The 15,970-nt window shown below is 67.8% G+C and carries 16 protein-coding genes; 8 read left to right on the top strand and 8 right to left on the bottom strand.

Annotated features, from left to right (window positions below; all coding sequences use genetic code 11):
* Positions 1–84: 84 nt before the first annotated feature.
* The gene (gene rne, locus AC06FB_RS09980; RefSeq protein ID WP_478053635.1) at positions 85–3,315 is read right to left on the bottom strand and encodes a ribonuclease E; all 3,231 of its coding nucleotides are present in this window, start codon (positions 3,313–3,315) and stop codon (positions 85–87) included.
* A 408-nt stretch (positions 3,316–3,723) separates the two neighbouring features.
* Between rne and AC06FB_RS09975 the strand changes: the two genes are divergently transcribed.
* The gene (locus tag AC06FB_RS09975) at positions 3,724–4,698 is read left to right on the top strand and encodes an RluA family pseudouridine synthase (RefSeq protein ID WP_253119536.1); all 975 of its coding nucleotides are present in this window, start codon (positions 3,724–3,726) and stop codon (positions 4,696–4,698) included.
* Between the two features lie 358 nt (positions 4,699–5,056).
* On the opposite strand, the gene zupT is transcribed toward AC06FB_RS09975, so the two are convergent.
* The 3 genes from zupT to AC06FB_RS09960 form a co-directional block, all read right to left on the bottom strand.
* On the bottom strand, positions 5,057–5,866 hold the full coding sequence (zupT, locus tag AC06FB_RS09970) for a zinc transporter ZupT (RefSeq protein ID WP_111186415.1): 810 nt from the start codon (positions 5,864–5,866) through the stop codon (positions 5,057–5,059).
* A 96-nt stretch (positions 5,867–5,962) separates the two neighbouring features.
* On the bottom strand, positions 5,963–6,376 hold the full coding sequence (locus AC06FB_RS09965) for an energy transducer TonB (protein WP_053516898.1): 414 nt from the start codon (positions 6,374–6,376) through the stop codon (positions 5,963–5,965).
* The gene (locus tag AC06FB_RS09960; protein ID WP_065181954.1) at positions 6,373–6,723 is read right to left on the bottom strand and encodes a 4a-hydroxytetrahydrobiopterin dehydratase; all 351 of its coding nucleotides are present in this window, start codon (positions 6,721–6,723) and stop codon (positions 6,373–6,375) included. Before AC06FB_RS09960 ends, AC06FB_RS09965 begins: the two co-directional genes overlap by 4 nt.
* Positions 6,724–6,813: 90 nt before the next feature.
* Here AC06FB_RS09960 and AC06FB_RS09955 point away from each other — a divergent pair, with 90 nt between their 5' ends.
* The gene (locus tag AC06FB_RS09955) at positions 6,814–7,413 is read left to right on the top strand and encodes an NfuA family Fe-S biogenesis protein (RefSeq protein WP_065175480.1); all 600 of its coding nucleotides are present in this window, start codon (positions 6,814–6,816) and stop codon (positions 7,411–7,413) included.
* 10 nt (positions 7,414–7,423) lie between these two features.
* Entirely contained in the window at positions 7,424–9,184 is a 1,761-nt protein-coding gene (locus AC06FB_RS09950) for a hypothetical protein (RefSeq protein WP_459040192.1), read from the top strand.
* A 121-nt stretch (positions 9,185–9,305) separates the two neighbouring features.
* Here the strand turns inward: AC06FB_RS09950 and AC06FB_RS09945 are convergent, their stop codons facing one another.
* Complete coding sequence (locus tag AC06FB_RS09945; RefSeq protein ID WP_065175478.1) at positions 9,306–9,719, bottom strand: barstar family protein; 414 nt, start codon at positions 9,717–9,719, stop codon at positions 9,306–9,308.
* A complete protein-coding gene (locus tag AC06FB_RS09940; RefSeq protein WP_053516903.1) occupies positions 9,716–10,174 on the bottom strand; it encodes a guanyl-specific ribonuclease in 459 nt (152 codons plus the stop codon). The genes AC06FB_RS09945 and AC06FB_RS09940 overlap by 4 nt, the downstream gene beginning before the upstream one ends.
* A gap of 218 nt (positions 10,175–10,392) precedes the next feature.
* Between AC06FB_RS09940 and AC06FB_RS09935 the strand changes: the two genes are divergently transcribed.
* Positions 10,393–11,004: a superoxide dismutase gene (locus AC06FB_RS09935; RefSeq protein WP_049458515.1), complete on the top strand. Its 612-nt coding sequence runs from the start codon at positions 10,393–10,395 to the stop codon at positions 11,002–11,004.
* A gap of 102 nt (positions 11,005–11,106) precedes the next feature.
* On the opposite strand, the gene AC06FB_RS09930 is transcribed toward AC06FB_RS09935, so the two are convergent.
* The gene (locus AC06FB_RS09930) at positions 11,107–11,955 is read right to left on the bottom strand and encodes an endonuclease/exonuclease/phosphatase family protein (RefSeq protein ID WP_283219277.1); all 849 of its coding nucleotides are present in this window, start codon (positions 11,953–11,955) and stop codon (positions 11,107–11,109) included.
* Positions 11,956–12,119: 164 nt separating this feature from the next.
* Here AC06FB_RS09930 and AC06FB_RS09925 point away from each other — a divergent pair, with 164 nt between their 5' ends.
* Entirely contained in the window at positions 12,120–13,685 is a 1,566-nt protein-coding gene (locus tag AC06FB_RS09925) for a POT-type proton-dependent oligopeptide transporter (protein ID WP_053516906.1), read from the top strand.
* 7 nt (positions 13,686–13,692) lie between these two features.
* The gene (locus AC06FB_RS09920) at positions 13,693–14,319 is read left to right on the top strand and encodes a rhomboid family intramembrane serine protease (protein ID WP_053516907.1); all 627 of its coding nucleotides are present in this window, start codon (positions 13,693–13,695) and stop codon (positions 14,317–14,319) included.
* 55 nt (positions 14,320–14,374) lie between these two features.
* Here AC06FB_RS09920 and AC06FB_RS09915 read toward each other — a convergent pair whose 3' ends face one another.
* Positions 14,375–14,536 carry a hypothetical protein gene (locus AC06FB_RS09915; protein ID WP_164972342.1) on the bottom strand — a complete coding sequence of 54 codons (162 nt, stop codon included), beginning with the start codon at positions 14,534–14,536 and terminating at the stop codon, positions 14,375–14,377.
* Between the two features lie 209 nt (positions 14,537–14,745).
* On the opposite strand from AC06FB_RS09915, the gene AC06FB_RS09910 reads away from it, so the two are divergent.
* Positions 14,746–15,048: a GNAT family N-acetyltransferase gene (locus AC06FB_RS09910; RefSeq protein ID WP_053516908.1), complete on the top strand. Its 303-nt coding sequence runs from the start codon at positions 14,746–14,748 to the stop codon at positions 15,046–15,048.
* A 36-nt stretch (positions 15,049–15,084) separates the two neighbouring features.
* Complete coding sequence (locus AC06FB_RS09905; protein WP_065175544.1) at positions 15,085–15,969, top strand: DUF3298 and DUF4163 domain-containing protein; 885 nt, start codon at positions 15,085–15,087, stop codon at positions 15,967–15,969.
* The last annotated feature ends 1 nt before the right edge of the window (position 15,970 follow it).

The raw sequence follows: 15,970 nt of genomic DNA, 5'->3' as shown, positions 1-15,970 counted from the left end.
CGGCACGATACAGCCCGATGCACAAACAGAAACGGCGGGGATCATCGATCCCCGCCGTTCTGCTGTCACCCGATCAACGAGCGGTCAGTTGGCCGGCGGCGTGCGCTTGGCGGCCTCGTCGTCCTCTTCGTCAGCCTTGGCTTCGGCCGCCTGGGCGGCAGCATCGGCATGGCCATCCGCGACCGGGTCGAGGGTCGGCGTCACGACGGCATCGGCGACCGGTGCAGGGGCCTCCACCGACGGGGCTTCCACGGCCACCGGTGCGACCGGGGCTTCGGCAACCACAACAGGTTCGACGACCGGCTTCACTTGAACCACCGGGGCCGCCTCAACAGCCACCGGTGCGGTTTCAGGCACGGGCGCTGCTTCAACAGCCTCCGGCTTCGATTCCACGACGGGTGCAGGCTCGACCACGACCGGCTTCACGTCCACCACAGGGGCCGCTTCGGCCACTACCGGCGTTGCTTCGATCACCGGTGCGGCGTCCGCCGACGGGGTTGCCGCCGCCACGGGCTGTGCGGGTGTCGCGGCGTCGATGGCGTCGAGCATGCTGGTCTGCACCGGCGATGGCGCCGGTTCTGCCTTGGCAGCGGTCTCGACCGGTGCCGGAGGCGCGGCGGTCACCGGCGCGGCGGCTTCAACCACGGCGCTGCTGACCACGGCGGCCGGTGCGGCGGCGACAGCGGCCGCAACGCGGGCCGGCTTCTCGCCTTCGACGATGGACGGCTCGGCGTCGTCATCGAAGTCGAACTCCGGCTGCGAGCGGGCGGGCTGGGTGGCTGCAACCGGTGCTGACCCGGCAGCGTGGTCGACACGCGGCTCGGCGCTGTCGGTGCTGTCGGCGTCATCGCCTTCGTCACCGTCATCCTGGTCTTCGCCCAGCGGATCGGTGCCGGCCGCATTCTCGGAGCCACCACGGCGGCGGCGACGGCCACCACGACGACCACGACGACGGCGGGTCGCGCCTTCGCCGGCCTGCTCGCCCGTGGTGTCGGCAGGTGCCTCTTCGCCCGTCACGGCAGCGGCGTCACCTTCAACGGCGGTGACAGGCGCGACTTCGGCCGGCGCCGCGGTTTCGACCGGCGGCTGTGCGGCCACCGCCGCGACCGGCGCCGTAGCCTCCCGCGCGGTCACCGCAGCAGCGGTGATGGCACTGGCCGCCACCGCAGCGGACGCCGTCGCCGTGTCGGTCTGGGCTTCTGCGGCACCACGCTGCGGCTTCTCGGCCGGCTTGTCGCCGTCCTGCTGCGGACGCGGCTGCTTCGGCTGCTTGAGCTTCGGCTGCTGCTGCGGGTTCTGGCCCTGCTGCTCGTTGCGCGGCTTGTTCTGCTGCTGCGGCTGCTGGCCGTCCTTCTGCTTGCCCTGCGGCTGGCCGTTGCCGTTCGGGTTGCCATTGCCGCCCTGACGACCGTCCTTGCGCTGTTCGCCGCGATCCTTGCGGTTGCCGCCCTCCTTCTGCTGCTGCGCATTGCCGTTGCCGCGATTGTCGTCGCGACGGTCCTTGCGGTCCTTGTTGCGATCCTTGTTGCGCTCCCTGCGGCCACCGTCCTGCTGCGGCTGGCGGGCGGCCGGCGGCGCCGGGGCGGGTGCCGGCTCACCACCGAACACGCGCTTGATCCAACCGATCACGCCACCGCCGGTCGACGGGGCGGCGGGCGCAGCCACCACCGGCGCGGGTGCCGCTGCAGCCGGCTCCACTTCCTCACGCACCGGGGCGGGGGAGGTGTGCTTGACCTGGGTCACCACCGGCGGCGGGATGTTCAGCTGGCCCTTGGTGAGGGCGTGCACAGGCAGCTTGCGCGGAGTGCCACGCTGGTAGCTCGGACGGCTGCTTTCCTCGCCCAGTTCGTTCTCACGCAGGCGGGTGACCGTGTAGTGCGGGGTATGCAGCTGCTCGTCGGCGACGATCACGATCGGCGCTTCATGGCGCTGTTCGATTTCGCGCAGCGCGCTGCGCTTCTCGTTCAGCAGGTAATTGGCGATCTCCACCGGCGCCTGCACCAGCACCTGCCCGGTGTTCTCCTTCATCGCGTGCTCTTCGGCCACGCGGATGATCGACAGCGACAGCGACTCGACGCTGCGCATGCGGCCGTGGCCATCACAGCGCGGGCAGACGATCTGGCTCGATTCGCCCAGGCTCGGGCGCAGGCGCTGGCGGCTCATTTCCAGCAGGCCGAAGCGCGAGATGCGGCCGACCTGCACGCGTGCGCGGTCGTACTTCAGCGCGTTGGCCAGGCGGTTCTCGACCTCGCGCTGATGCTTGTTGGAGGACATGTCGATGAAGTCGATCACCACCAGGCCGCCCAGATCGCGCAGGCGCAGCTGGCGGGCCACTTCCTCGGCCGCTTCCAGATTGGTCTGGAAGGCGGTGTCCTCGATGTCGCTGCCCTTGGTCGCGCGCGAGGAGTTCACGTCGACGGCGGTCAGTGCTTCGGTCTGGTCGACCACGATCGAGCCGCCCGACGGCAGGCGCACGTTGCGCTCGTAGGCGCCTTCGATCTGCGATTCGATCTGGAAGCGGTTGAACAGCGGGATGTCGTCCTTGTAATGCTTGAGCTTGCGCAGGGTCTGCGGCATCACCTGCTGCATGAACTCCCTGGCGTGCTCGTACATCTCCTCGGTGTCCACCAGGATCTCGCCGATGTCGGCGCGCAGGTAGTCACGCAGGGCGCGCACGATCAGGCGCGATTCCTGGTAGATCAGGAACGGGGCCGGCTTGCTCAGCGCCGCCTCGGCGATCGCCCGCCAGACGCTGAGCAGGTAGTCCAGATCCCACTGCAGCTCTTCCGCATCGCGGCCGACGCCGGCGGTACGGATGATCACGCCCATGTCGTCGGGAATGTTCAGCTTGTCCAGTGCGTCCTTCAGGGCAGCCCGGTCTTCGCCCTCGATGCGGCGGGAGACGCCGCCGGCACTTGGCGAGTTCGGCATCAGCACCATGTAGCGGCCGGCCAGGGAGATGAACGTGGTCAGGGCGGCGCCCTTGTTGCCACGCTCTTCCTTGTCGACCTGGACCACCACTTCCTGGCCTTCCTTGAGCAGCTCGCGGATGCCGGCCTTGTTGTGGTCGACACCGGCCTGGAAGTAGTCGCGGGAGATTTCCTTCAGCGGCAGGAAGCCATGGCGGCCACCGCCATATTCGACGAAGGCGGCTTCCAGCGAGGGCTCGATGCGGAAGATCCGGCCCTTGTAGATGTTGGACTTCTTCTGTTCCTTCGACGGCTGCTCGATGTCGATGTCATACAACGACTGGCCATCCACGATGGCAACACGCAGCTCTTCAGCCTGCGTGGCGTTGATCAGCATTCGCTTCATTGTTGCGTTCCTCGCAAGCGGCTACCGCGCGGAACGCCATGGGGTTTCGCCTCTGGATACGGCTCGCCACCCATTCGCGCAAGCGCGGGGAGGGGGGCTTGGGTTTCCAGCGCTACGACACCACGGCAGGCCGCGGGAGCGCTTCACTCATATGGTTTTTGGGGTGTTGCAGGGCCGCAGGCAGCTGTCAGCCAGGCTGGAGCGCCACGCGGGACATGTTCAGCACGGTTGCGTGTCAGGCATCCGGCGATGGCCGGGAAGGCCGGTGAGCCGCTAACATGGCCGCCCCGCGGGCGGTGGTCGCGCACTGTGCCGGATTCGTCGGAAGCTGGGCTTCTGGCCCTGAGTAACTTCCAACGAAATCAATCCCTTATCTCGCCCCCCGAGTGTAACAGAATAAACAGCCTGATGACCGCCCAAGACCCCACCAAGCCAGCTGGCGACAAGCCATCCGTGCGCATGATCACCGTTCCCGCCGACCGCGCCGGCCAGCGCCTGGATAATTTCCTGCTCGGCCAGCTGAAAGGGGCCCCGCGCAGCCTGGTCTACAAGCTGGTGCGCAGCGGGCAGGTGCGGGTCAATGGCGGCCGCGCCAAGGCCGAGCGCAAGCTGGAGGCGGGCGACGAGGTGCGGGTGCCGCCGGTGCGTCTCACCGAGGAGGGAGACAAGGCTGGTCCTCCCGAGTCGTTCATGCGCCGTCTGGAACAGGCCATCGTCTTCGAGGACGCACGGCTGCTGGCGCTGAACAAACCCTCGGGCGTGGCCAGTCATGGCGGCAGCGGGATCAGCTTCGGCGCCATCGAGACCCTGCGCGCCCTGCGCCCGGGCCAGACGCTGGAACTGGTGCACCGTCTCGACCGCGATACGTCGGGCCTGCTGGTGGTGGCCAAGAAGCGCTCGGCGCTGAGCGAGCTGCAGGCGCTGCTGCGTGAAGACCATGGCGCCGGCATCCGCAAGCGTTACCTGACCCTGCTGACCGGACGCATGCCCGACGGGGTGATGACGGTGGACGCGCCGCTGCACGTGGGCCTGCGCCAGGGCGGTGAGCGACATGTCCAGGTCAATGCGATCGGCAAGGAATCGATCAGTCATTTCCGCGTGCTGGAGCGGCGTGGGGGCCATTCCTATTGCGAGGTGCGCATCGAGACCGGCCGGACCCATCAGATCCGGGTGCACGCCCAGCATCTGGGGCATCCGGTGGCCGGTGACGACAAGTACGGCGATCCTGCGGTGAACAAGCGGCTTCGTGAGCAGATCGGCCTGAAGCGGTTGTTCCTGCACGCGGCCTCGCTGGAGTTCGCGCTGGACGACGGCAAGACCCCCTACGTGCTGAACGCTCCGCTGGCGGATGAGTTGGTCGAGGCGCTGGACCGCCTGCGCTGACGGCGGTTCGGCGGCGCCGGGCGCTTGGTCGGCACCGTCGCTTCCCTGCGATGAGTGGGCTTGTCACTTTCTTTGCTCGTGCAAAGAAAGTAGCCAAAGAAACACGCCGCCATCCGCGGAGGCGCTGCGCTCCTCGGCTCGCTACAAGGCGGACCTGACAGCCGCAGCGTAGACCCATACCCGCACGCAGCCCTTGTAGAGTCGAGCCACGCTCGACTGACGCGCGCAGCGCGGGCTTCGCTTTTTCATTCTTTCATCGCGCGGCTGGCACGCGCCTATAGCCTGTCAGAGCCTGGTCCAAACCCGGGATCTCGCTCCGCCAGCCGCGAGGAGGCTCAGCCCGTTGGCCGCAACCCGCTCACCACTTGAACAGCACCAGGCTGACCGCCAGCGTTCCCATGCCTGCAACCAGGCCGTACACCGTTTCGTGACCCTTGGCGTAGCGCTTGGCCGCCGGCAGCAGTTCGTCCAGGGCCAGGAACACCATCACGCCTGCGATCAGGCCGAACACCCAGCCGAACGTGGCGTGCGACAGCGACCCGGACAGCAGCCAGTAGCCCAGCATGGCCCCCACCGGCTCGGCCAGGCCCGACAGCAGGCTGGCGCCGAACGCATAGAGCTTGTTCTGGGTGGCGAAGTACACCGGGACCGCGATTGCGATGCCCTCGGGAATGTTGTGGATGGCGATGGCGAAGGCCAGCGGCATGCCCACCGACGGGCTTTCCAGCGTAGCGAAGAAGGTCGCCAGCCCTTCCGGGAAATTGTGTGCGGTGATCGCCACCGAGGTCAGCAGCGCGACCCGCTTCAGGTACTCGCGGCTGTTCTCGCGGAACGCAGGGTCCTGCTTGTCCAGGCTGTCGTGCGGATTGGGAATGAAGTGATCGATCAGCACGATAACGATCACACCGGCCAGGAACGCCAGCGTGCCGTAGGTGAAGCCGGTGCGCTCGCCATAGGCCAGGGCGAACGACGCGATGGACTTGTTGAGGATCTCCGACAGCGAGACGTAGACCATCGCGCCGCCGGCGAAGGCCAGGCCGAACGCCAGCAGGCGCGGATTGGGGCGGCGCGAGAACAGCACCAGCAGGCTGCCGATGGCGGTCGCCAGGCCGGCCGCGAGGGTGACCGCCAGCGCGATCCAGATGTTTTCGGGGGGGATCTGCAGCATGTACCGACGCGGTCCTGGTCAACAGACAACCGCCCCGGGCACTGCCGGGGCGGCAAGGGCGAGGCGGGCGTCGGCTGGCCTCGTCATGGTGTGCGGTCAGCCGCCGCGGCGCAGGCGCTCTTCCACCGCGAAACACTGGTCCGGCTTTGGCTGCGGCGGGTTGAAGCTGACCGGCACCTGGATGGTGGCGGGCACGGCCTGGCCATTGCGGGTGGCGGCCTTGAACTGCCAGCCCTGCACGGCATTCCTGGCCAGCTCATCCAGCTGCGGGTTGCCCGCGCCGCTCAGCAGGGTCACTTCGCTGGGCTTGCCGTCGGTGCCGATGGTCACCTTGAAGGTGCTGGTGCCGCCTGTACCGGTACAGGCCAGCTCGAGCGGGTACTGCGGTGGCGGCGTCTTCACCGCAGCCACCTCGGTCGGCGGCGGCACGGGCGGCGACGGCTCGGAGGCGCCACAGCCGGCGAGGCCGGTCACAGCGATCAGGGACAGGCTCAGCACTCGCACATTCATGGCAGTTGCTCCGTGAGGGCCGATGTCTTGGCCGCGCAGATGAAGTCGTTCTCGCTCAGGCCGCCGACGTCGTGGGTCGAATAGCGCACCACGGCGCGGTCGTAGTGCACGCCCAGGTCCGGGTGGTGATCCTCGTGGTGGGCGATCCAGGCCAGTGCATTCACAAAGGCCATGGTGGCGTAGTAGTCCTTGAAGCGGAAGGTGCGCAGCAGCGCCTGGCCGCCTTCGGTCAGTTCCCAGCCGGGAATCTGCGGCAGCAGCTCGGCCAGGCGGGCCTCGCCCAGCTTGTGGTCGCTGCCTTTGCGCGGCACGCAACGGGCCTGGGCCAGTGGAATCAGGTCGGCCATGGGAATCTCCACCTCGTGTTGACTGAACAATGCGCCGGACGGTGTATAAACCGAATGAGCGGTTGACACTTACTTGGCTAGAATAGCCTGATGATCCAGATCTCCGACACTGCCCAGACCCATTTCCGCAAGCTGATCGAACGCGAGGGCGCGCCCGGCATGGGCGTACGCCTGAGCGCGGTCGATCCCGGCACTCCGCGTGCCGATGCGCGGTTGGAATTCGCCGAACCCTCGGACCTGCACGGCGACGAGTGGGCCGTGGACTGCGACGGGTTCACCCTGTATGTCGACGCCGGCAGCGTCGGCTGGCTCGATGGCGCGGAGATCGACATCGTGGCTGGCGCGGCAGGTGCCCAGCAGTTGACCATCAAGGCGCCGCGCATCAAGGGCGAAGCGCCCGGGGAGGCCGCTTCGCTGGTCGAGCGCGTGCACTGGGTGGTGGAGAATGAAATCAATCCACAGCTCGCCTCCCATGGCGGCAAGGTCGCAGTGCAGGAAGTCTCGGCCGAGGGCGTGGTGCTGCTGCGTTTCGGTGGTGGCTGCCAGGGCTGTGGCATGGCCGATGTGACCCTCAAGCAGGGCATCGAAAAGACCTTGATGGGCCGGGTGCCCGGCGTGACCGCAGTGCGCGACGCGACCGACCACGACAGCGGCCACGCACCGTACATCCCGCGCGGCAACGCCGCCTGATCGCCGACGCGTGCCTCTGCCCAGAGCCGAGCAACTCATCGACCTGCTGCTGGCGCGCCAGCAGCAACCGATCATCCTGGAGAAGAACACGCGCCTGCCTTATGGCTGGGCGCTGTGGCTGCGCTCGCTGAGCCCGTTGCCACGCCCGTTCCATGCCCGCGAGGTGATCGCGGTGCTGCTGCCCAGGCCTCTGCCGGGACGCCCCGGGACGCTGCCGGCGCTGCCCCGCTGGCAGGCGCTGCGGCGCCTGTTGTGGCAGGACTGGGAGCCGGCGCCGCGTGACCAGCGCTGGATGCGCTGGACGTCGGCCGTCGCCAGTGCATTGCTGCACCTGCTGTTCTTCCTGCTGCTGCTGTGGGTGGCGGTGATCCGCACCTCGGTGCCCGCCGAGCAGGGATCCGACGGTGAGCGCGTGCAGATCGAGTTTGTCGGCCGCGCCAGCCAGGAGGGCGGAGGCGACCAGCCCGGCGCCGAATCGGCTGCAGCAGCTGCAGCCGGCCGCACGGCTGCAGGAGACGCGGCAGGATCGGCAACTGCGCCGCAGCCGCGACCGGTCGCGGCGCGCCCGCAGCCATCCCCTGCTGCGGCCCCCGCTGCCGCCAGTACGCCTCCGCAAGCCATGCCGACCGAGCCGGCCCCACCGGCCACGCCGCCGCCTTCGCCGGTCCAGGCGACCGACGTGGCGCAGGCCACGACCGATTTCGTGGTGCCGCCGGTCAGCGTGCCGCGCACCGAAGTGAGCATCGTGCCGCGCGACACAACGCCCAGCGTACGCGAGCGCAGCGTGCAGCCGCTGGAGGCGCCGCCCACACCGCAAGCGCTGCGCACACCGGATGTGCAGGTGAGGGTGCCGCAGATCCGCCAGCCGCAGGTGCAGGAACGTGAGGTGGCCATCGTGGAGACACCCGTCGTGGCTCCGGCGGTGCGCGCAGCGGAAGTACCGATCCGCGTTCCGCAGCAGGATGTGCAGGTGCGCGAACGCGAAGTGCAGGCGGTTGTCGATCCGCAGGTGCGGATGGCGCCGATCGCAGGCCGTGAGCCTGCAGTACGGGCGCCCGCGGGCCGCGACGTGCAGGTGCGCGAACGTGAGGTGGCGTCTGCACCGGTCGCTTCGCCTGCGCCTTCCAGTGGCAGTGCCGCAACCTCCGCCCCCGCAGCCCAGGGCAGCGCGGCTGCGGTGAGCAGTCCCGCGGCGCGCCCATCAGCCGTCGCCACGACACCGGCACAGGCCGGTGCCCGCCCGACGCCGACCCCGGGCAACTGGGCTACGCCGGCCCGGGGCGACGACTGGGGGGCCTCGGATCGCACTCGTGATGGCGCCCGCAGCGGCGCCGCGCAGGCGAGCAGCGCGGGCCGGGGCAACGGCCTGTTCAACGCCGACGGCAGCGTGCGTGTACCGGGGCAGGACGGCCCCGGCAATGCGGAGCGTGGTGCTCCCGGGGGGGACAACGACGGCTGGAGCAAGGAACGCATCGCCCAGTCGGGGACATGGCTGAAGCGACCGCCCTACGACTACACGCCCACCTCGTTCGACAAATACTGGGTGCCGCAGGAGTCGCTGCTGGCCGAGTGGGTGCGCAAGGGCGTCAAGGCGATGGAGATTCCGCTTCCCGGCACCAGCACCCGGATTTCCTGCGTCATCTCCATTCTGCAGGCGGGTGGCGGCTGCGGCCTGACCGACCCGAACATGCAGGACCAGCCGGCCGTGGCCCGGCCGCCGCCGGATATCCCGTTCAAGAAGGAACTGCAGGAAGACAATGGGAGCCGCTAGCGGCTCCCATTGTCCACGCATGTTTCCTTATCCCCGCGCCGTTGGCGCGCCCCCTTTGAACAACAAGGGGGCTCTTCGCCGGAACCATTGCGGGCGGCCGGCCTTGGTCGGCGTCGCCCCTTTACTCGCTCTGTGACAGGAACACCCAGAACGGCACGTCGCGGCCGACCCAATCCCGGCTGGCTTCGTCCAGCACGTCGAGCAGGGTGTCGAAATCCTTGGCTGCGCCAGCGCGCAGCGCGTCGACATCCGCCAGGAACAGCGCATAACCGCTGGCCGGCAGCCACTGCAGGTCGCGAAGATTGTCCGACAGGGCATCCCAGTTGCCGCCGAAGCCGGCCGGGAAGTCCAGCTGCGCGGACAGCCGCGCCAGCAGGGTGCGCTTGTCGGTCACGCCCTCCAGATCGATGCGGATCACCTTCAGGCCGGCATCGCGCATGGCCGCGGCAAGCGCGCCGATGTCCGCGCTGTCGATGGCATACACGCCGGCGTTGTTGATGTCGTGCAGGCCGAGGCCGAAATCATCGTGGCTCATCGAGCGTCTCCGGGGGATGGAACGGTGAAGCTGCGGAATGAGCCGTAATGGTCATCGGTGTAGTACCACGCCTCTGCCGGATCGCCGCCCGTGACGATGCGGCGTGCCCCCCGGTTGCCCGCACCGGGGGTGTCGACCGTGTACTCGCGGTAGTAGCCACGCGGCCGCTGCGGCAGGCGCTGCTCGCGGTTGCCGAAGGTGCTGCCATCCTGGCGGTGCGGGAAGGGCCCGCCCCGCTGGATCAGGGTGATGGTCTGGCGTGCTTCGGCGGGAAGGAAGGCGGGCAGGCCGCTGCGTGCGCCATCGCCGTGTGCCGGGGTCGGGGCACTCCGGGCCGGGGCGCCCTGCAGGTCCGGCGCGAACTGCGGTGCCGGCGGCCGCTGCATGACGTGGTTGACGACCAGGCCGAGCAGCAACAGGGCGATGGCAGTGATCAGCAGCCGGGGGTTGCGCATGGGCACGAACGGGTGAGGGTGGTGCATGCACTGTAGCGCCTGTGCGCTGCACGCTGCATGAGGAACCGCTGCGTCACCGCTGCGTAACAATTGCCGGCATGCTCACCGGCAGGACGCAATTTCCTTTACATCCCCCTTGGTAATCTAGTGGTCTGTCCCCATCATTCACCGCGCTACACCCGACACCGTCGGGTGCCCTCGCAATCAGGAGATGCATCATGGCCTATACCCTGCCCAAGCTGTCCTACGCCTACGACGCGCTGGAGCCGCATATCGACGCGGCGACGATGGAGATCCATCACACCAAGCATCACCAGACCTACATCAACAACGTCAACGCGGCGCTGGAAGGCACCGAGTACGCTGACCTGCCGGTGGAAGAGCTGGTGAAGAAGCTGAAGTCGCTGCCGGAGAACCTGCAGGGCCCGGTGCGCAACAACGGCGGTGGCCATGCCAACCACTCGCTGTTCTGGACGGTGATGGCACCGAACGCGGGCGGCAACCCGGTGGGCGACGTGGCCAAGGCCATCGACAAGGACCTGGGCGGTTTCGACAAGTTCAAGGACGCCTTCACCAAGGCGGCGCTGACCCGCTTCGGCAGCGGCTGGGCATGGTTGAGCGTCACCCCCGACAAGAAGGTCGTGGTGGAAAGCACCGGCAACCAGGACAGCCCGCTGATGGAAGGCAACACGCCCATCCTCGGTCTGGACGTGTGGGAGCACGCGTACTACCTGAAGTACCAGAACCGTCGTCCGGAGTACATCGGCGCGTTCTTCAACGTCATCGACTGGAACGAAGTCGAGCGCCGTTACCAGGACGCGATCGCCTGAAGGCGGTGACGGGATGACATGAGAAGGCCGGGGGAGACCCCGGCCTTTTTGTTTGCCAGCTTCTGGACGTCGGGCGGGACCTGGTGGGTGCCGAGGGCGGGCCTATTCCGCGGTGGCCGTATCGCCCTGCAGGCGCAGGGTGGCCATCATCCCCAGGCGCAGTCCAGGCAGCTCGCCGTCGGCCGGCAGCAGGATGGGCTGCTGGCGGATGCCACCGAAATGCTTGACCTGGAACAGGACATCCAGGCCATGGCCGCTGGCGCCGCCGGCACCGGAAGCTGACGCTTCCGCCCGGCCGCCCGGGCTGCGCCGGGCCGGCTGGAAGCCCGGCGTAGCGCGCACCAGTTCCACCGTGCCGGCGGAAAAATCGCCTGCGATCACACTGGGCAGGCCTTCTGCGGTCGCGCTGATCCAGGCCATGAGATCGCTGGTCTGGTGCTGGCGGGCCGCCGCTTCATCCGGCTCCGGGCGCAGGCGGGTCACGTAGACATTGACCAGGGCCTCGCCCAGCCGCAGCCGCATCATGCCCGCCGCGCTGAACGTACCGGGCGGGTGCAGCAGGGTCACGCCATCCTCGCTGACCGGCAGCCGCGTCAGCATCGCATTGCCGTGCCGCAGCGGCTGGCTGGGCGGGTCGGCCGTGACGAAGTCGCAGCTGTAGCGCAGCCGATTGGCCAGCCAGCAGGCCGGGTTGCGCCCCTGCTGCTGCCGTACCTGCTGCACCGAGATGACGTCCGGCTGCAGCTCGGTCAACAGCTGCGCCACCTGTTCGCGGCGTTGCTTCCATTGCGCATCGTCCCGCCCGGGCAGTTCCAGGGCCGCCACGGTCAGCTGCCGGGCCTGCGCGTCGAGGGTCGCGGTGTCCGCGGCCTGTGGCCGCGCCGATGCCGGCAATGCAAGCAGCAACAGGCAGCAGCCGAGCAGGGGGCGGACGAGGACGAGGGCGCGCATAACGATAAGTTTACGCTTTTGTCGTGCAGGTGCCGTGACTTCCGGCAGGGCACCGGTACCGCCTGCCATGGATCGGCGGCGCTGTCATGCAGCCCCGCAGCGTGCTTCCAGCCCGCAGGTTCCGGTAACCTTGCGGCTTTCGCTTTGCAGGAATGCCTTACAGGATGAGCCACGACGCAGTCGCCCCCATCGCCGGCCAGGGAAAGATGCCGCGCCAGATCCCGTACATCATCGGCAATGAGGCCTGCGAACGGTTCAGCTTCTACGGGATGCGCAACATCCTGGTGCAGTTCCTGATCACCTCGCTGCTGCTGCAGGAAATCACTGCGGAAGGCCGTGCCGGTGAAGCCAAGGACATCATGCACAGCTTCATGATCGGCGTGTACTTCTTCCCGCTGCTGGGCGGCTGGCTGGCCGACAGGTTCTTCGGCAAGTACCACACGATCCTCTGGTTCAGCCTGGTCTACTGCGCCGGCCACCTGTGCCTGGCGCTGTTCGAGAACAGCCGCCAGGGCTTCTTCCTCGGCCTGGGCCTGATCGCGCTGGGTGCCGGTGGCATCAAGCCGCTGGTGGCCTCGTTCATGGGTGACCAGTTCGACCAGAGCAACAAGCACCTGGCCAAGCTGGTGTTCGATGCCTTCTACTGGATCATCAACTTCGGCTCGCTGTTTGCGTCGCTGCTGATTCCGCTGGTGCTGAAGAACTGGGGCCCGCAGTGGGCGTTCGGCATTCCGGGCATCCTGATGTTCGTGGCGACCTTCGTGTTCTGGCTTGGCCGCAAGCGCTACGTACTGGTGCCGCTGCCGCCGAAGGACCCGCATTCGTTCGCCAACGTGGCGCGCACGGCGCTGACCGCGCGGGTGGCGGGCCAGGGCCGTCCGGGCCTGGCGATCGCCGTGGCCGGCCTGGTGCTGGCGGTGGCATCGTTCGGCCTGGTAGGCTCGTTGGGCATCGTGATCTGCCTGTGCCTTGCGCTGGTGGCGATTCTGGCTGGTGTCGGTGGCGGCACCTGGCTGCAGCTGGACCGCGCCCGCGCGCACCATCCGGCCGAAGCCGTGGAGGGCGTGCGTTCGGTGCTGCGCGTGCTGGTGATCTTCGCGTTGACCACGCCGTTCTTCTCGCTGTTTGACCAGAAGGCCTCGACCTGGGTGCTGCAGGGACAGCAGATGCAGATGCCGAGCTGGTTCACCGCCTCGCAGATGCAGGCGCTGAACCCGCTGCTGGTGATGATCCTCATCCCGTTCAACAACCTGGTGCTGTACCCGGCCCTGCGCCGCTTCGGCTTCGAGCCGACCGCGCTGCGCCGGATGACCGCCGGCATCGCCTTCAGCGGCCTGGCCTGGATCGTCGTCGGCAGCATCCAGGTGGTGATGGATGGCGGCAATGCCATGTCGATCTTCTGGCAGATCCTGCCGTACGCGCTGCTGACCTTCGGTGAGGTCCTGGTGTCCGCGACCGGCCTGGAGTTCGCCTACAGCCAGGCGCCCCAGGCGATGAAGGGGGTGGTGATGAGCTTCTGGAACCTGACCACCACCATCGGCAACCTGTGGGTGCTGCTGTCCAATGCGGCCGTACGCAACGAAACGGTGACCCACCAGATCGCCGGCACCGGCTTGAGCGAGGCGGCGTTCCTGATGTTCTTCTTCGCCGGCTTCGCCTTCATCGCGGCGTTGGCCTTCGGTTGGTACGCGAAACGCTATCGTATGGTCGACAACTACCGCGCTGCCTGAGCCTGACATGACCCCCGTCAATCTGCTGTTGATCGCCATCACCGCCATCCTGTCATGGAGGGCGTTCAACCACCGCGCGCTGGCCGACCGCCTGATCCTGTGGCCACCGGCCATCGACCGCCATCGCCAGTACGACCGGCTGGTGACCTATGGATTCATCCACGCGGACTGGTCGCACCTGATCTTCAACATGATCACCCTGTTCTTCTTCGGGGGATTCATCGAGAGCGTGATGGTGCAGCTGACCGGCAGCTACCTTACCTATCCGGCGTTCTACATCGGCGCGCTGGTGGTCTCGATCCTGCCGAGCTACCTGAAGAACCAGAAGAATCCGAACTACCTCAGCCTGGGGGCTTCGGGTGCGGTGTCGGCGGTGCTGTTCGCGTTCATCCTGATCAAGCCGTGGTCGATCATCCTGGTGTTCTTCATCCCCGCACCGGCCATCGTGTACGCCGCGTTCTATGTCGGCTACAGCATCTGGATGGACAAGCGCGGCGGCGACCGCATCAACCACAGCGCGCACCTGGCCGGCGCGGCATTCGGCGTGATCTTCATGCTGGCCATGCAGCCGAGCATCTTCACCCACTTCCTGCGCGAACTGTCCAACCCGACCTTCCGCCTGGGCGGCGGTTGAGGGCCTGGGGTCGGATCCGCTGGATCCGACCCCGGGGCAGGGCCCCCGCTCGTGGTCAGGCCCGGGTCTGCTGGCCGTAGGTGTCCAGCAGGCGGGCGAAGACTTCCTCGCCGATACGCTGGAAGGCCTGCTCGTCGGTCTGGCCTTCCACGGCGAGCTGGAGCAGGCCCTCCAGCAGGGCGCGGTCGGTATCGGAATGGGAATCGCTGGGGTGCATCGGGGGCCTCCACGGCAGTCGCACGGTCTACGGTCGCAAGGGCCGTGCCAGCGTGGCCGGACCCCTCCGCAGGCGATAGCGGCCGCGGGCGCTCCAGCTTTAGGGTCGCAAACTGACGTGGAGGGCCTGGACTTGCCCCTGTTCAGGCTTCACGCGATCATGGCGCCCGGCTGCGCACCATCCACGCAGTCGCCGCAGGAGACAGTCCCATGGCTTCGGTCACGCCCCCCGGTCTGGCCTACGAGGTCGATCACGACCAGGCCAACCATCGCTTCACTGCCCGTGTGCGTGGACAGGTGGCGGTGCTCGATTACCAGATCAAGCGCAGACGCATGGTCATCACCCACACCGAGGTGCCCGAGCCGATCGCCGGCCGGGGCATCGCCGGCGAGTTGACCCGGGTGGCGCTGCGGTTCGCGCGGGAGCAGAAGTACAAGGTCGTGCCGGCGTGTGCCTACGCCGAGGCATTCCTGCAGCGGCATGAGGAGTATCACGACCTTCTGGCGGGATGACGCCAGCGGGCTACGCTTAAGCCAGGGCGGGCGATGATGGATGAACATGAACAGGGGATCCCGATGAAGATTGGAAACAACCGGCTGCTGCGCGGAAGCGTGCTGGCCGGTGTGGCAGGCGTGCTGTTGCTGGCGGGCTGCCAGCGTGAAGCCGAAACCCCGGCACCGGTGGCCGACGCGGCGCCGGCGGTCGATGCCTCCGCCACGGGCGAGGCGCCCGCTGCGGAAGCACCGCTCGACCTGCGCGACGTGATCGAGAACAACGAACGCGAGGTGGTGGGCATCAGCTATCCGGCAGGCATCGACCGTTATCCGGGCCTGGCGCGTGCGCTGCAGGACTACGCCACCACGGCCCGCAGCGAGCTGCAGCAGGCGCTCGATGGGCTGGGCAATGACAAGCCGACCATGCCCTACGAACTCTCGCTGAGCTTCGAGAAGGTGCTGGAGACGCCGCAGCTGGTGGTGGTGAGTGCCGATGGCAGCCGTTACACCGGCGGCGCCCACGGCGAACCCCTGGTGGCACGTTTCGTCTGGCTGCCGGAGCAACAGCAGATGCTCAGCGCCGACAAGCTGGTGACCGACAGCAAGGGCTGGAAGGCGATCAGCGATTTCGTCGCGGACCAGCTGCGCGAGCGCGTGGCGACACGCCTCAGCGGCGAGGACATGGAGCCGGCCGAGCTGCAGGAGTCGCTGCGCAATGCATCGCGCATGATCGCCGATGGCACCGGCCCGCAGCCCGACAATTTCAGCCAGTTCCAGCCGCTGACCGACGACAAGGGGCAGATCACCGCGCTGCGCTTTGTTTTCCCGCCCTACCAGGTGGGTCCATACTCGGATGGAACGCAGACCGCCGATGTGCCGGCGGCGGTGCTGTTGCCGCACGTGGCCAAGGATTACGTGGAGCTGTTCGCACGCGGTTGAG

The organism is Stenotrophomonas sp. Steno-C15, assembly GCF_056393265.1.
Note: the sequence above shows the minus strand (reverse complement) of the source record. Positions and strands in the feature narration are given on the sequence as shown.

Coding starts and splice junctions, on each gene's coding strand:
- AC06FB_RS09910 (WP_053516908.1), top strand. CDS start 14,746: ATGGCTTCGGTCACGCCCCCCGGTCTGGCCTACGAGGTCGATCACGAC.
- AC06FB_RS09925 (WP_053516906.1), top strand. CDS start 12,120: ATGAGCCACGACGCAGTCGCCCCCATCGCCGGCCAGGGAAAGATGCCG.
- AC06FB_RS09965 (WP_053516898.1), bottom strand. CDS start 6,376: ATGAATGTGCGAGTGCTGAGCCTGTCCCTGATCGCTGTGACCGGCCTC.
- AC06FB_RS09905 (WP_065175544.1), top strand. CDS start 15,085: ATGGATGAACATGAACAGGGGATCCCGATGAAGATTGGAAACAACCGG.
- AC06FB_RS09920 (WP_053516907.1), top strand. CDS start 13,693: ATGACCCCCGTCAATCTGCTGTTGATCGCCATCACCGCCATCCTGTCA.
- AC06FB_RS09975 (WP_253119536.1), top strand. CDS start 3,724: ATGACCGCCCAAGACCCCACCAAGCCAGCTGGCGACAAGCCATCCGTG.
- AC06FB_RS09960 (WP_065181954.1), bottom strand. CDS start 6,723: ATGGCCGACCTGATTCCACTGGCCCAGGCCCGTTGCGTGCCGCGCAAA.
- AC06FB_RS09930 (WP_283219277.1), bottom strand. CDS start 11,955: ATGCGCGCCCTCGTCCTCGTCCGCCCCCTGCTCGGCTGCTGCCTGTTG.
- AC06FB_RS09915 (WP_164972342.1), bottom strand. CDS start 14,536: ATGCACCCCAGCGATTCCCATTCCGATACCGACCGCGCCCTGCTGGAG.
- rne (WP_478053635.1), bottom strand. CDS start 3,315: ATGAAGCGAATGCTGATCAACGCCACGCAGGCTGAAGAGCTGCGTGTT.
- AC06FB_RS09945 (WP_065175478.1), bottom strand. CDS start 9,719: ATGAGCCACGATGATTTCGGCCTCGGCCTGCACGACATCAACAACGCC.
- AC06FB_RS09935 (WP_049458515.1), top strand. CDS start 10,393: ATGGCCTATACCCTGCCCAAGCTGTCCTACGCCTACGACGCGCTGGAG.
- zupT (WP_111186415.1), bottom strand. CDS start 5,866: ATGCTGCAGATCCCCCCCGAAAACATCTGGATCGCGCTGGCGGTCACC.
- AC06FB_RS09955 (WP_065175480.1), top strand. CDS start 6,814: ATGATCCAGATCTCCGACACTGCCCAGACCCATTTCCGCAAGCTGATC.
- AC06FB_RS09940 (WP_053516903.1), bottom strand. CDS start 10,174: ATGCGCAACCCCCGGCTGCTGATCACTGCCATCGCCCTGTTGCTGCTC.